General features: G+C 40.1%; 12 protein-coding genes. All 12 read left to right on the forward strand.

Annotation, left to right across the window (positions count from 1 at the left end; translation table 11 throughout):
• The first annotated feature begins 1 nt into the window (after position 1).
• On the forward strand, positions 2 to 952 hold the full coding sequence (gene ribF, locus GPDM_RS09390) for a riboflavin biosynthesis protein RibF (protein ID WP_008430883.1): 951 nt from the start codon (positions 2 to 4) through the stop codon (positions 950 to 952).
• A gap of 135 nt (positions 953 to 1,087) precedes the next feature.
• Positions 1,088 to 1,357 carry a 30S ribosomal protein S15 gene (gene rpsO, locus GPDM_RS09395; RefSeq protein WP_008430885.1) on the forward strand — a complete coding sequence of 90 codons (270 nt, stop codon included), beginning with the start codon at positions 1,088 to 1,090 and terminating at the stop codon, positions 1,355 to 1,357.
• Positions 1,358 to 1,506: 149 nt separating this feature from the next.
• Complete coding sequence (gene pnp, locus GPDM_RS09400; RefSeq protein WP_008430890.1) at positions 1,507 to 3,624, forward strand: polyribonucleotide nucleotidyltransferase; 2,118 nt, start codon at positions 1,507 to 1,509, stop codon at positions 3,622 to 3,624.
• Between the two features lie 63 nt (positions 3,625 to 3,687).
• Positions 3,688 to 4,914, forward strand: a complete 1,227-nt coding sequence (locus tag GPDM_RS09405; RefSeq protein WP_008430892.1) for a M16 family metallopeptidase — start codon at positions 3,688 to 3,690, stop codon at positions 4,912 to 4,914.
• Positions 4,915 to 5,021: 107 nt separating this feature from the next.
• Entirely contained in the window at positions 5,022 to 6,032 is a 1,011-nt protein-coding gene (locus GPDM_RS09410) for an aspartate-semialdehyde dehydrogenase (RefSeq protein ID WP_039863255.1), read from the forward strand.
• Between the two features lie 128 nt (positions 6,033 to 6,160).
• Positions 6,161 to 7,828 (forward strand): ribonuclease J, encoded by a 1,668-nt coding sequence (locus GPDM_RS09415; RefSeq protein WP_008430894.1) that lies wholly within the window; start codon positions 6,161 to 6,163, stop codon positions 7,826 to 7,828.
• Positions 7,829 to 7,906: 78 nt separating this feature from the next.
• Positions 7,907 to 10,255: an FtsK/SpoIIIE family DNA translocase gene (locus tag GPDM_RS09420; protein WP_008430896.1), complete on the forward strand. Its 2,349-nt coding sequence runs from the start codon at positions 7,907 to 7,909 to the stop codon at positions 10,253 to 10,255.
• A 175-nt stretch (positions 10,256 to 10,430) separates the two neighbouring features.
• The gene (locus GPDM_RS09425; RefSeq protein WP_008430898.1) at positions 10,431 to 11,159 is read left to right on the forward strand and encodes a GntR family transcriptional regulator; all 729 of its coding nucleotides are present in this window, start codon (positions 10,431 to 10,433) and stop codon (positions 11,157 to 11,159) included.
• A gap of 47 nt (positions 11,160 to 11,206) precedes the next feature.
• Positions 11,207 to 12,280, forward strand: a complete 1,074-nt coding sequence (locus GPDM_RS09430; RefSeq protein WP_008430900.1) for a BMP family lipoprotein — start codon at positions 11,207 to 11,209, stop codon at positions 12,278 to 12,280.
• A gap of 166 nt (positions 12,281 to 12,446) precedes the next feature.
• Positions 12,447 to 14,006, forward strand: coding sequence for an ABC transporter ATP-binding protein (locus GPDM_RS09435; protein WP_008430901.1), 1,560 nt, complete (start codon positions 12,447 to 12,449; stop codon positions 14,004 to 14,006).
• Positions 13,996 to 15,045: an ABC transporter permease gene (locus GPDM_RS09440; RefSeq protein ID WP_008430903.1), complete on the forward strand. Its 1,050-nt coding sequence runs from the start codon at positions 13,996 to 13,998 to the stop codon at positions 15,043 to 15,045. Before GPDM_RS09435 ends, GPDM_RS09440 begins: the two co-directional genes overlap by 11 nt.
• 1 nt (position 15,046) lies before the next feature.
• Entirely contained in the window at positions 15,047 to 16,006 is a 960-nt protein-coding gene (locus GPDM_RS09445; protein WP_008430904.1) for an ABC transporter permease, read from the forward strand.
• The last annotated feature ends 114 nt before the right edge of the window (positions 16,007 to 16,120 follow it).

Raw genomic sequence — 16,120 nt, forward strand, 5'->3', positions numbered from 1 at the left:
CATGGAGATTATTCATTTAACTTATCCGAACCAAGTAAAGCCTGATAGCGAGACGGGACCCTTGTCATTGGCGCTTGGTTTTTTTGATGGAGTACATAAAGGCCATCAACGCGTTATAGGAGAAGCAATTAAGCAAGCTGAGCAAAAAGGGATCAAGTCAGCAGTTATGACTTTTGATCCGCATCCTTCGCTAGTGCTTGGTGGAAGAAAAGAAGAAGTTTTCTATATAACTCCTATGCAGCAAAAAATGGACATTTTAGAAGATATGAATGTGGATTACTGCTTTATCATCCGATTTACTTCGGAGTTTGCGAAATTGACACCTGAAGAATTTATCAACTTTTTTATTACCGGTCTCAATGCAAAACACGTCACAGCTGGTTTTGACTTTTCCTTTGGCTGCAAAGGAAAAGGTGATATGGAATTGATGAAGCAGATGAGTGAAGATCGTTACGGCGTGACGATCGCTGAAAAGTTAGAAGAAGGCGATGAAAAAATTAGCTCAACTCGTATTCGTGAATTGTTAAAGCAAGGCGAAACCGGGAAAGTATGTCAATTACTCGGAAGACCTTTTCGCGTTTTGGGTACGGTTGTCAATGGGGATAAACGAGGGCGGACAATTGGATTTCCAACAGCTAATATCGAACCTGAACTTGGTGCGGTTGTGCCAAGTCGAGGTGTATACGCTGTGAAGATCCGCGTACAAGGCAACGTGTATAACGGCGTCTGCAATATTGGCTATAAACCAACATTTAATAATCCAGATGTTAAAAAGCACGTGATAGAAGTTCATGTGCTTGAATTTGATAAGTCAATTTATGGTGAAATGGTAGAAGTTGAATGGCATGATCGCATTCGCGATGAACAAAAATTTTCGGGGATAGAAGAGTTGAAGGCACAAATTCAGCGCGATAAAAAGACGGCTGAACAAATTTTCAGTCGTACAAATTAACCCGTGCAGTTGATTTTAAAAATGCCGTATGCTATTATTTATGAGTACTAAAAGTACAAACCGTTGCTTGGCAAATCGAATCACCAACGTTTGCTCGGTAATTGGGGATATCAGAAATTAGGAGGTGGAAACAGTATGGCAATCACACAAGAACGCAAAAATGAATTGATTAGCGAATACAAAGTGCACGACACTGATACTGGGTCTGCAGAGATTCAAATCGCTATTCTTACAGAAGACATCAACAACTTGAATGAGCACTTACGTACTCACAAAAAAGATCATCACTCACGTCGTGGTCTATTCAAAATGGTTGGACGCCGTCGTAACTTGCTAAAATACTTACGTGAAAACGAAGTAGCTCGCTACCGCGAGTTAATCGCAAGACTTGGCCTACGCCGTTAATAGTAAACAGTAAAAGCGGGATTCGTCCCGCTTTTTCTTTATGGATAAAACTTTAAACTATCGCATCGCATACTGGATGCTTTTTTGATACACTACTATTGGATACATATAGTATATAGATACACGGTAATAGAGAGGAGCTCGATATTATGGAGCAAACAAAAAAAGTCTACACATTGGATTGGGCAGGCCGCGAATTACAAGTAGAGGTTGGCCAATTAGCAAAACAAGCAAACGGGGCTGCATTAATCCGTTACGGTGATACAGCAGTCTTATCAACTGCAACAGCATCAAAAACGCCAAAACCATTAGATTTCTTCCCGTTAACTGTAAACTACGAAGAACGTCTTTATGCAGTTGGTAAAATTCCGGGTGGATTTATTAAACGTGAAGGGCGTCCGTCTGAAAAAGCGACGTTAACGAGCCGTTTAATTGACCGTCCAATCCGTCCGTTATTCCCAGATGGTTTCCGTAATGAAGTTCAAGTAATTTCAATGGTTATGTCTGTTGATCAAGATTGCCCATCAGAGATGGCTGCAATGTTTGGGTCTTCATTAGCATTGATGATTTCAGATATTCCATTTGGCGGACCGATCGCTGGCGTAATCGTTGGATTAATCGATGGTCAGTATATTATTAACCCAACAAACGATCAGCTTGAGCAAAGCTCAATTAACTTAATCGTAGCTGGAACAAAAGATGCGATCAATATGGTAGAAGCAGGAGCAAAAGAAGTTTCTGAAGAAGTCATTTTAGAAGCAATTATGTTCGGTCACGAAGAGATTAAGAAATTGATCGCTTTCCAAGAACAAATCGCTGAAGAAGTGGGCAAAGCAAAATCTGACATCCAGTTGTATGAATTAGATGCAGAATTGACATCTTCCCTTAAAGACGCTGTTGAAGCGGATTTGAACGCAGCTGTTCAAATTAACGAAAAACAAGCGCGCAACGAAGCAATTGACGAAGTTAAAGCACGTGCTATGGCAGCTTATGAAGAATCTGATGATGCAGTTAAAAAACAAGCAGGTCAAATTTTAGACAAAATGGTGAAAGATGAAGTTCGTCGTTTAATTACAGACGAAAAAATTCGTCCGGATGGCCGTGGACCTTCTGAAATCCGTCCATTGTCTTCTGAAGTTGGCATTTTGAACCGTACGCATGGTTCTGGTCTATTTACGCGTGGCCAAACGCAAGCGATGAGTATTTGTACGCTAGGCGCATTAGGTGACGTTCAAATCATCGATGGTCTTGGTATTGAAGATACAAAACGCTTTATGCACCACTACAATTTCCCGTTATTCTCGGTAGGTGAAACTGGATTCCTTCGTGGACCAGGACGTCGTGAGATCGGTCACGGGGCACTTGGTGAGCGCGCGTTAGAAGCGGTTATTCCAAACGAAAAAGATTTCCCTTATACAATTCGTCTTGTTGCAGAAGTACTTGAATCGAACGGTTCTACTTCACAAGCAAGTATTTGTGCTTCAACACTTGCGATGATGGATGCAGGTGTACCACTTACAGCTCCAGTTGCAGGTATTGCAATGGGTCTAGTGAAAAAAGGCGATAACTATACGGTATTGTCTGATATTCAAGGAATGGAAGATCACCTTGGCGATATGGACTTTAAAGTAGCCGGTACTGCAAAAGGCATTACAGCTCTTCAAATGGATATCAAGATAGACGGTCTTTCTCGTGAAATTTTAGAAGAAGCGTTGACGCAAGCTCAAATTGGCCGTATCCACATTTTAGAATCAATGTTGGCGACAATTGCTGAACCGAGAACTACTCTTTCTAAATATGCTCCGAAAATCATTATGGTGAAGATCAACCCAGACAAGATCCGCGATGTTATCGGGCCTGGTGGTAAAGTGATCAACAAAATCATTGATGAAACTGGCGTTAAAATTGATACTGAACAAGACGGTACAATCTTCATTTCATCTGTTGATGAAGAAATGAATGCAAAAGCGAAAGCAATGATTGAAAACATCGTTCGCGAGGCGAAAGTCGGCGAATATTACGAAGGTAAAGTAAAACGCATCGAGAAGTTTGGCGCATTCGTTGAATTGTTCCCTGGTAAAGATGGACTTCTTCATATTTCTGAAATCCAAGAAGAACGGACAAAAGAAGTGGAAGATGTCTTGAAGATGGATCAAATCATCCAAGTCAAAGTAATTGAAATTGACCGTCAAGGCCGTGTAAACTTATCACGTAAAGTTGTTTTAAAAGAACAAAAAGAAGCAGCTGAAAAACAAAATCAAGAATAAAGTTAACCATACTAAAATTGCCGACTTTGTCGGCAATTTTTTACTATGAGGAGGAACATGCACATGGTAACTACACAGACTTGCAAAAATGGATTGCGCATTGTTTCCGAACATATCCCGCATTTTCATTCTGTCGCAATGGGTGTCTTTGTGAATAACGGATCCCGAGACGAATTGCCAGAAGAAAATGGCATTACCCATTTTATCGAACATATGCTGTTTAAAGGTACAGAGTCACGAACAGCTAAAGAAATCGCTCGTGAATTTGATCGTATTGGCGGCGATATAAACGCTTATACTTCAAAAGAATATACATGCTACTATGCCAAAGTATTAGATCATCATGCAGAACACGCAGTAACAGTGCTAGCGGATATGTTTTTCCACTCACAAATGGACCCAGAAGAGTTTGATAAAGAACGCCAAGTTATTCTTGAAGAAATCAGCATGACAGAAGATATGCCTGACGATGATGTTCATGAGCAACTTTGGCGTGTGATGTATCCAGAAAATTCCATTGGCGCACCCATACTTGGAACTGCTGAAACATTAGCGGCATTTACACCAGAGAAAATTCGCGATTATATAAACCGCCACTATACGCCAGCAAATACGGTCGTATCAGTAGCAGGTAATATCACTCCAGCATTATTAGAGAAGATTGAAGCATTATTTGGAAACTTTGAAAAAGAAGAAAATCCTAAAAAATACGAGCTTCCTAATTTCACTTCTGGCTATTCCTTAAAAAACAAAGAAACGGAACAAGGTCATTTATGCCTTGGTTATCCGGGCTTATCTTTAAACGATCCAGATATTTATAACATTACAGTGTTAAACAATATTATCGGTGGATCTATGTCTTCAAGGTTGTTCCAAGAAATTAGAGAACAACGAGGTTTAGCTTATTCTATTTTCTCTTATCATTCGGCATATTCCGACCACGGAACGTTGGCAATTTACGGAGGAACTTCAGATGAGCAAATGGCTGAAATGCAACAAGTTATTTTAAGCTTGTTAAAAGAACTAAAAAATGGTGGCATCACCGAGCAAGAAATTACAGATTCTAAAGAGCAGTTAAAAGGCAGTTTAATGCTCGGACTTGAAAGTACGAGCGCGCGCATGAGCCGCAACGGCAGACATGAATTGCTACTGGGGAAACACCAGTCTTATGAAGAAGTATTAACACAAATCGACCAAGTTTCACTCGAAAAAGTAATGGAACTATTAGAAATTTTAGTAGAAACTCCAGCTATTTCTATAATTCGACCGAAAGAAGCTTCCTTAGTTTAAGGAAGCTTTTTTGTGTTTTCTATTCCTTTAGCAGACTAAATTATGTTACAATAACTCAAATCATTATTGAGGGAGCGAATAGTTTGAAAACATACAATGTGGCAATTATGGGTGCAACAGGAGCAGTTGGTCAGCAAATGAAAGAGCAATTGGAAAAACGAAACTTCCCGGTAAAAGATATCGTCTTTTTGTCTTCTAGTCGTTCTGCTGGAAAAGAAATTGAATTCAATGGCAAAACGTATACTGTGCAAGAAGCAAAGCCAGAATCATTTGAAGGCATCGATATTGCGTTGTTTAGTGCTGGGGGCAGTGTATCAGAGAAGTTTGCACCAGAAGCTGTTAAACGTGGCGCAATTGTTATTGATAATACGAGCGCATTCCGTATGGATAAAGAAGTGCCGCTTGTTGTGCCTGAAGTAAACAAAGAGGATCTTCGTTTACACAAAGGAATTATTGCCAACCCAAACTGTTCAACGATTCAAATGGTTTGTGCGTTACAACCATTAAAAGAGTTGTACGGGATGAGCAAAGTTGTCGTTTCGACTTATCAAGCAGTGTCTGGTGCTGGAATTGATGCCATCAATGAATTAAAAGCGCAAGCTGCTGACTTTGATAACGCAAAAGATGCAGAAGCAAAAGTGTTACCGGTTAAATCGGCTGAACATCATTACCCGATTGCTTTTAATGTGGTTCCACAAATTGATCAATTTACAGACAATGGTTACACATTTGAAGAAATGAAAATGATCAACGAAACGAAAAAAATAATGCATGACGATTCTTTAGCAGTAGCAGCTACTTGTGTGCGCTTACCGGTAGTCACGGGTCATTCCGAATCGGTCTATGTAGAACTAGATCAAGAAGCAACGGTCGCGCAAGTGAAGCAAGCAATGATTGATGCACCCGGTGTTGAACTAATGGACGATCCATCAAAACAAGTTTATCCAATGCCATTAATGACGGCTGGTTTAGATGAAGTGTTTGTTGGACGTATTCGTCAAGACTTAGATAACCCGAACGGCTTCCACCTTTGGGTCGTTTCGGATAATTTGGTTAAAGGTGCAGCCTTGAATTCCGTCCAAATTGCTGAAGCGTTAATCGAGGAAAATATTATTTAATCCCGAACAATAGTCGTTAAAAATGACCGGCCACTGTGCCGGTTTATTTTTTTCTTTGGACTGTTTCCGGTGATTCCCGTATAATGAATTCTATGGATGTGTACGGGTGAATTTTAGGAGGAAATAAATTGAGTAAAATTAAAAACGAAGTAATAAGAGTTATCCCTTTAGGCGGCGTCGGCGAAATCGGCAAAGCTATGTATGTAATTGAAATTGACGAAGATCTGTTTGTCGTAGACAGCGGATTAATGTTCCCGGAAGATGAAATGCTTGGCGTTGATATCGTTATTCCGGATATGACTTTCTTAGTAGAAAACAAAGATCGCGTAAAAGGTGTTTTCTTAACACACGGACATGAAGATGCGATTGGATCAATCGCTTACTTATTGAAAAAAATCCAAGTGCCTGTTTATGGATCAAAATTAACAATCGCATTGGCAAAAGAACATATTAAAGAACAAGGTTCTTTAAAACATGTGAAGTTTTTTGAGGTGACGAACAAAAGCCGCATGAACTTTGATAAAACACATGTGACTTTTTTCCATACAACACATAGTATTCCGGACGCATTAGGCATTGTCTTCCACACATCAGAAGGCGCTATTGTGCACACGGGCGAATTTAAATTTGATCAATCAGCTAAAGGTAGCTACAAACCTGATATCGCCAAAATGGCGAAATTAGGAGAAGATGGCGTCTTGATGCTGTTATCTGATTCAACAGAAGCAGAACGTCCAGGTTATACAACCTCAGAAATTGTTGTTGCTGACCATATTTTGTCTGCATTTTTAGCAGCTGAAGGCCGTGTACTTGTATCATTGTATTCATCAAACTTTATCCGCATCCAGCAGGTATTTGATATTGCGGCAGCTACAGGTAAAAAGGTTGCAGTAGCAGGTAGAAGTCTTGAGAGCAGCTACGAAGTTGGTTTAAGACTTGGGTATTTGACTGTCGATGAAGATACGGTTATTTCATTGAAAGACTTGGAAAACTACCGCGATGACGAAGTTGTTATTATTGTTACAGGTAACCAAGGTGAACCACTAGAAGCATTAGATAAAATGGTTCGCAAGCAACACAAAGACGTTAAGATCAAACCAACGGACACAGTATTAATCACATTCACACCATCACCCGGTATGGAAGTTCCGATGTTCCAAACAATGAACAAATTGGCGAAAGCTGGAGCGAACGTGTTGACTTCAAGTAAAAAAGTTCACGTTTCGGGTCACGGCAGTCAAGAAGATTTGAAAATGATGCTGAACATGATGAAGCCAAAGTATTTCATCCCAATTCAAGGTGAATACAAAATGCTCATTGCGCATTCTAAATTAGCTCAACAAGTTGGCTTGAACAAGTCTGAAATTTTTATCGCAGATAAAGGCGATATCGTAGAATATAAAGGTGGCAAAGTTCGCATGAGCGGACGCGTTACAGCCGGCAATGTATTAATTGATGGCATTGGCATTGGTGATGTTGGAAACATTGTACTTCGCGATCGTAAATTACTATCACAAGATGGAATTTTCATCGTCGTAGTTACCTTAAACCGCAAAGAGAAGAAAATTGCATCTGGTCCGGAAATGATTTCACGTGGGTTTGTGTATGTGCGTGAATCAGAGGAGCTTATGGAAGAATCGACACGTCTAGTTCGCAAAGTCGTTGAAAAATACGTTACTAGAGATGCATTTGAGTGGAACAACATTAAACAAGAAATTCGCGATACATTGAATTCTTATTTGTTCCAACAAACAAAACGTCGTCCAATGATTATCCCAATTATTATGGAATACTAAGAAAAAAGTAAAAGGATTTCCATACCGATCTTATCGGAGGAAATCCTTTTTCGATTATGGAAGAAGTGAGGGATAGGTATGAATAGGGCTCGTGAAACTGCGAAGAAAAAATCACAAGCGAGAGCAAGAGCAAAAGCGAAACCAAAGGCAAAACCTAAAAACAAAAAAAGACAACCCATGCCAATGATTGCATATGAAGTCATCGGATTAATAATGTTAGGAATTGCGGTATTAATGATGTTTCAACTCGGCGTTATTGGAAAAATGTTTTACAATATCGCCGAATATTTAGCTGGATATATGGCGTTTTTAATTCCTTTATCGCTCGTTTTTGTGGCGGTATATGTAATGGTAAAGCGTGAATGGCCAAAACCTAAGATGAAAGTGGCGTTTGGATCCTTATTCGTATTAATTGGCATTTTGCTAATTTGTCATTTAATTTGGGCAGCAAATAGTATTTTGCCGATCACTTCATCAAACGTAATTGCTGAAACAATCCGAACTACGAAAATGACGGGCACTATTTGGAATAGTTACTTAGCAACAGGAGGCGGGATTTTAGGCGCTTTTCTGTATGCGCTATTGCATGTTCTTTTTGACACAGCAGGCACATGGATTGTAGCCATCATTTTACTATCAATTGGTGCGATCATTTTAACTGGAAAAGCAGCTGCTCCGTTTATCGCTGAAAAAATACCAAGTATGCGCCCATTTATGGATTCGTTAATGAGCCGCTTTAAGCAAAGCAAGCCGAAAAAAACACGCACTTCTCGTAAAAAATCAGAACCTGAACAAGTTTTGGAAATCAATGAATCTTTGTCTTACGATGAAGATGACGACCAAGAAGAGGATCTTTTATACGAGCCAAAACAAGAAGCGCCGATCATTTCGGCATTTACCGAAAATGTTAAACCGAAACAAACAGCTCCTCCAGAAGTTTCTGAAGACGAACCTCAAGAAACCGGAGAAGTCCAATTGTTGTCGACTGCAGAAGAACTTGAGAACGAAGAATACCAATTGCCTCCTATGAGCTTATTAACTTTGCCGCCGCATCATGACCAAAGTGGAGAATATTCGGGAATTCAAAAAAATGCTAAAAAACTTGAGAAAACCTTTCAAAGCTTTGGGGTAAGAGCAAAAGTAACACAAGTTCATTTAGGTCCTGCTGTGACAAAATACGAAGTATTGCCAGACACAGGTGTCAAAGTAAGTAAAATTGTTAGCTTGCATGATGATTTAGCTTTAGCTTTAGCAGCACGTGATATTCGTATTGAAGCACCCATACCAGGAAAATCAGCAATTGGTATTGAAGTGCCAAACTCAGAAGTTTCAATTGTTAGCTTACGTGAAGTATTGGAGTCGGAAGAAAACAACCAGCCCGATGCTAAACTATTATTTGCACTTGGCAGAGATGTTACAGGCCAAGCTGTGATGACCCAATTAAATAAAATGCCGCATCTTTTAGTTGCCGGTTCGACGGGGAGCGGGAAATCCGTATGTATTAACGGCATCATCACAAGCATCATTATGCGTGCCAAACCGCATGAAGTGAAGATGATGATGATTGACCCGAAAATGGTTGAGTTAAACGTCTACAACGGTATCCCACACCTTTTAGCACCCGTTGTTACAGATCCGCGTAAAGCGGCACAAGCATTAAAGAAAATTGTTTCTGAAATGGAAAGAAGATACGAACTCTTCTCGCATACCGGCACACGAAATATCGAAGGATATAACGAATATGTTCGGGTCTTCAACGAAGAAAACGAAGACAAGCATCCGAAGTTGCCGTTTATTGTCGTCATTGTCGATGAGTTAGCAGATTTAATGATGGTTGCTTCAAATGAAGTAGAAGATGCGATTACGCGATTAGCTCAGATGGCGCGTGCTGCAGGAATTCATTTGATTATTGCGACGCAACGTCCGAGTGTTAACGTCATTACAGGAGTCATCAAAGCCAATATTCCGTCACGTATTGCATTTGCCGTTTCGTCATCAATCGATTCTCGTACGATATTGGATATGGGTGGCGCTGAGAAATTACTTGGTCGAGGAGACATGTTGTTCTTGGGTGCAGGTCAATCAAAACCAGTTCGTGTTCAAGGTGCATTCTTGTCTGATTCAGAAGTCGAGAAAATTGTCGACTTTGTAATCGAACAACAAAAAGCACAATATCAAGAAGATATGATTCCAAGTGAAATTGATGAAACCAAAATAGACGAAGAAACAGATGAAATTTACGATGAAGCTGTGCAATTAGTTACAGAAATGCAAACGGCCTCTGTTTCAATGTTACAACGTCGCTTTCGTGTAGGGTATTCGCGTGCAGCACGAATTATTGATCAAATGGAGCAACGTGGTGTCGTCGGACCTTATGAAGGCAGTAAACCGCGTACCGTACTAGTTCCAAAGCAGGAAGATTATTGAGGAATTTGCAGTTACTTGTGATAAATTAATCACTCATTTATTTATTCGAGAACCGAAAATTCGCTGAATTCGACAAATTACTATTTATTTCGTTTCTAATAAGTGTTATAGTAATTCTGATTAGTAGGAATGTTTTACATCAGATGTCTGATCTCTGTCATGGGTGGTGAATCGTATGACAATCAAATCGGATCATCGTGCTTTGTACCTTCAAGTTATCGATCGAATGAAGCAAGATATTGCTGCGGGCGTCTACAAAGAGAAAGAGAAGTTGCCGTCCGAATTCGAATTATCGAAAACACTTGGAGTTAGCCGAGCGACTTTACGAGAAGCGCTTCGGCTGTTGGAAGAAGATAATATTATCGTCAGACGCCACGGAGTTGGAACTTTTGTCAATTCAAAACCTTTGTTTTCTTCGGGAATTGAACAATTGACGAGTGTATCTGATATGATCCGTCAGGCAGGAATGGAACCCGGTGCTATCTACTTAAGCACGTCAGAGGGCCTTTCTTCTGAAGAGGATATAAAACGCTTTCATTGCACAGCCGATGATACCATTATTACTATTGAACGCGTTCGTACGGCAAACAGCGACCCTGTAGTTTATTGTATCGACAAGGTTCCTTCCGCGTATTTGCCTACAGATTTTTTGAAACGCACAGAAAGTTCCATTTTTAAAGCGATTGAAGAATCTGGAGACATTCATATCTCTTATGCGGTGACATTTATTGATCCGACTGGTTATCATGATGATGCTTCGCCAATCCTGGAGTGTGAACCGGAAACAGCATTACTTGTTTTAAAACAGCTCCATTACGATGAAGACGATCGTTTGGTGCTTTATTCAAAGAATTACTTTAGAGCTGATAAATTCAGCTTTCATGTGGTTCGCAAACGTATGTAAAACATCAAATTCCTGCTAATATCAAAAAAACCTTGGGGGTTATTACATTGACAAAACGTAAATTTGGTCTAGGTTTATCATTAATGCTTGCTGCTGGAACTATGCTTGCTGCTTGCGGTAGCGACGAAGATACTTCAAACGGTGAAACTGGTGGAGGAGAAGGCGGAGAAGAAACTTCAGACTTCTCAGTAGCCATGGTTACCGATGTTGGAGGCGTAGATGATAAATCCTTTAACCAATCTGCATGGGAAGGTCTTCAGCAATTTGGTAAAGACAATGGTCTTGAAAAAGGCGATGGCGGCTATGACTATCTTCAATCTGCATCAGATGCGGATTACAACACTAACTTGAACAACTTGATCCGTCGCGATTTCGATGTTGTATTCGGAATTGGTTTCTTGATGGAAGGCGCTGTAGCAGAAATTGCTGAACAACAGCCTGAAGCACAAATTGCAATTATTGATGCAGTAGTTGATGCTCCAAACGTTGCAAGTGTTCTTTTTAAAGAGCAAGAAGGTGCATTCCTTGCGGGTGTAGCAGCGGCTTTAATGTCTGAAACGAAAAAAATTGGTTTTGTTGGTGGAATGGAAATTCCAGTAATTGAACGTTTTGAAGCAGGATTCCTTGCAGGAGTTGCAGCTGTAGACGAGTCAGTTGAAGTTGATGTTCAATACACAGGTGCTTTTGATAAAGCGGAATTAGGTAAAACAACTGCGAACCGTATGTACTCTGCTGGAGCAGATATCATTTTCCACGCAGCTGGCGGTACGGGTAACGGTGTCTTCACTGAAGCAAAAGAACGTAAAGAGTCGAATCCAGAAGCAAATATTTGGGTTATCGGCGTAGATTCGGATCAATACGATGAAGGTCAAACAGGTGACGCTAACGTTACTTTAACTTCAGTATTGAAACGCGTAGATACAGCTGTAATCAATATTTCTGAACAAGCTATGGCAGGCGAATTCCCAGGTGGCGAAACAGTTACTTACGGTTTGTCTGATGACGGTGTAGATTTAGCTGATTCACGTGGAGCAATTCCAGAAGACGTAATGGCGAAAATCGAAGAATTTAAACAACAAGTTATCAATGGTGACATTGAAGTTCCTGAAACTGTAGAGTAATAGAAAGTTTTTAAGACGGTCATCATAAAGGCCGGTTTTACCGGTCTTTATGATTTTTTTTGTCTACAAGGTAGAAATTAATAGATGAAAGGTTTTTGGAAACGGAAGCCTTTCCTGTATTAATTAATTTTTTTAAAAAGTTAGCAGTCTTGAGGGAGTGACAACAGTGGAGTATGTAATCGAAATGCTGAATATCCGTAAAGAGTTCGGTACATTTGTCGCTAATGACAATATTACGCTGCAACTGAAAAAGGGAGAAATTCACGCATTACTAGGGGAAAACGGTGCTGGGAAATCGACATTAATGAACGTTTTGTTCGGTTTGTATCAGCCAGAAGGTGGAGAAATCCGAGTTCGTGGGAAAAAAGTAGATATTTCTAACCCAAACATAGCGAATGACCTTGGAATCGGAATGGTTCACCAGCATTTTATGTTGGTTGAAAATTTTTCAGTTACAGAAAATATCATTTTAGGAACCGAACCAACTAAATACGGTGTAACCAATAAAAAAGATGCCGCTAAAAAAGTACAGGCCTTGTCTGAACAATACGGCTTAAATGTTGATCCAAATGCTATTATTCAAGATATATCAGTAGGTATGCAACAGCGAGTAGAGATATTAAAAACATTGTATCGCGGAGCAGAAATTTTAATCTTTGATGAACCAACGGCTTCATTAACGCCACAGGAAATTGTCGAGTTGATTCAAATTATGAAACGCTTAATCGCTGAAGGAAAATCCATTATTTTAATTACGCACAAACTAAAAGAAATTATGGATGTATCTGACCGTGTAACTGTTATTCGAAAAGGGCAAGGAATTGGAACGGTTATTACAGCAGAAACCAATCCGAACGATCTTGCATCTTTAATGGTGGGTCGTCAAGTTGAATTTACTACGGTAAAAGGCGAATCGTTCCCCGGTGAAGAAATTTTGGACATTAAAGATTTAGTCGTTCTTGATTATCGAGGCATTGAAAAAGTAAAACACTTGAATTTGAATGTTCGTAAAGGCGAAATTGTCGGAATTGCAGGAATTGATGGAAATGGACAGTCTGAACTAATTGAAGCGATTACAGGACTTCGAAAAGTAAAGAGTGGAACCATTTCAATTAATGGGAAAAATATTACCAACATGAAACCACGCAAAGTAACTGAGTCGGGTGTTGGGCATATTCCTCAAGATAGACATAAGCATGGCTTGGTACTCGATTTCCCAATTGGTCATAATATTTCGCTTCAAACATACTACTCAAAGCCAATCTCTAAATCAGGCATTATCGATTACAACAAAATCAATGAAAAAGCATTGCAAATTATTAAAGACTTTGATGTTCGTACACAAGGACCGTCAGAGTTAGCACGTTCATTATCTGGTGGGAATCAACAAAAAGCGATTATTGGCCGAGAAGTTGACCGAGATCCCGATTTATTGATTGCGGCTTTACCAACTAGGGGATTAGATGTTGGAGCTATTGAATTTATTCATAGTCGATTAATTGAACAGCGCGATAAAGGAAAAGCTGTATTGTTGATTTCGTTTGAACTAGACGAAGTTATGAATGTTTCAGATCGCATTGCCGTTATTCATGATGGAGAAATTGTGGATATTGTAACGCCAGAAACGACGACCGAGCAAGAGCTAGGCTTGTTAATGGCAGGACATACTGATCAGAAAAAAACACAGGATTTAACTAAGAAAGGTGAGGATCAGCATGTCGAATAGAGCGACCAATCTCTTGGTCCCCATCATTTCCGTTATTTTAGGATTGTTGGTCGGCGCAGTAATTATGCTGGTCAGCGGCTATGACCCTCTAAAAGGCTATGCTGCTCTTTGGAACGGAATTTTTGGAGACTTATATACTATTGGTGAAACCATTCGCCAAATCACACCTTATTTATTAGCTGGTCTTGCGGTAGCTTTTGCCTTCCGCTCAGGACTATTCAATATTGGTGTTGAAGGACAATTAATTGTAGGATGGTTTGCTGCAGCTTACGTTGGTGTGGCTGTAGAATTACCGAAAATTATCCACTTGCCTTTAGCGATTTTGGCTGCAGCTGCAGCTGGTGCATTATGGGGCTTTGTACCGGGTCTTTTAAAAGCTAAATTCCGTGTGCACGAAGTTATCGTTACCATCATGATGAACTATGTTGCGTTACACGTAACCAACGCTTTAATCCGTACAGTTTCTGACGGTGGAGATCGCACAGGCAATATTTATGCAAGTGCTTCACTACGTTCGGAGTTTTTACAAAACTTAACCGAATTTTCACGACTGCATTTTGGGATTATTATCGCATTAGTGATGGTTGGTGTGATGTGGATTATTTTAGAAAAAACAACGCTTGGATTTGAGTTAAAAGCGGTTGGATTTAACCAAAATGCCTCTCAATACGCAGGGATGAACGTTAATAAAAACATCATTTTAGCAATGGTCATTTCTGGTGCATTTGCCGGTCTTGGAGGTGCGATGGAAGCACTTGGAACTTTCGAGTATGTATCTTCTAAAGGTGGATTTACCGGGATTGGATTTGACGGAATTGCAGTTGCCTTACTAGGCATGAACACGCCACTTGGTGTTATATTTGGCGCTACATTATTTGGTTCATTAAAGTATGGAGCCTTAAATATGCCGAATGCTGCCGGTATTCCAATTGAAATTGTTGAAATTGTTATCGCAGTTATTATCTTCTTTGTAGCTTCAGGCTACATCATTCGCTTGCTGCTGCTCCGTGCATCAGCTAAGAAGAAGGAGGCGAAGTAATATGAGTTTCCTAGAAGTATTATATTTCATCGTTCCTTCAGCGATCTTTTATGCGGCACCACTTATTTTAGTCGCAATTGGCGGTGTGTTCTCAGAAAGATCTGGTGTTATCAACATTGGACTTGAAGGATTAATGGTTATCGGTGCTTTTGTTGGTATCTTGTTCAACTTATTGTATGCTGATACATTTGGATCGGCTACACCTTGGGTAGCATTAGTTGCAGCAATGTTAGCAGCTCTTCTCCTTTCACTATTGCATGCGGTAGCTTCTATTACATTCCGTGCCGATCAAGTAGTTTCCGGAGTAGCTATAAACTTACTAGCGGCTGCGTTATCGATTTATTTGGTAAAACGTATTTTTGATAAAGGACAAACAGATTTCATCACTGAACGTTTTTCGCGTTACAATGTTCCGTTCTTATCTGATATTCCAGTTATCGGGCCATTGCTATTTAAATCAGTTTACAATACCTCGTTCTTTGCAATCGGTATTGCCGTACTAGCATGGTTTGTTATTTACAAGACTCCATTTGGTCTTCGTCTACGTGCTGTCGGGGAACACCCGATGGCTGCAGATACAATGGGAATCAATGTAACGAGAATGCGTTATATCGCTGTTATGATTTCTGGTGGTTTAGCCGGTATTGGTGGCGCGATTTACGCACAGACTATTACAAATGATTTTGGTCATGCCACAATCAATGGTCAAGGCTTTATGGCATTGGCTGCTATGATTTTTGGGAAATGGCATCCGCTTGGCGCGATGGGAGCAGCCTTATTCTTTGGGTTTGCACAGTCATTGAGTATTGTTGGATCGTCTATTCCGTATATCTCGGAAATTCCAAACGTCTTCTTGTTGATTTTGCCATATGTATTAACTATTCTTGCACTTGCTGGTTTTATCGGTCGCGCACATGCTCCACTTGCAATCGGAAAACCGTACATCAAAGGTCAACGATAAGATTTTTAAAGAGCCGTCGATTCCGACGGCTCTTTTCATTAGCTGTCAGGATAAAACGGGCACCTGCGCTTTTCTTTATGATTCAGCTCAAGCGGCCAGATTCTTGGGTCATAA

This window comes from Planococcus donghaensis MPA1U2 (assembly GCF_000189395.1).
GTDB classification, from domain to species: domain Bacteria; phylum Bacillota; class Bacilli; order Bacillales_A; family Planococcaceae; genus Planococcus; species Planococcus donghaensis_B.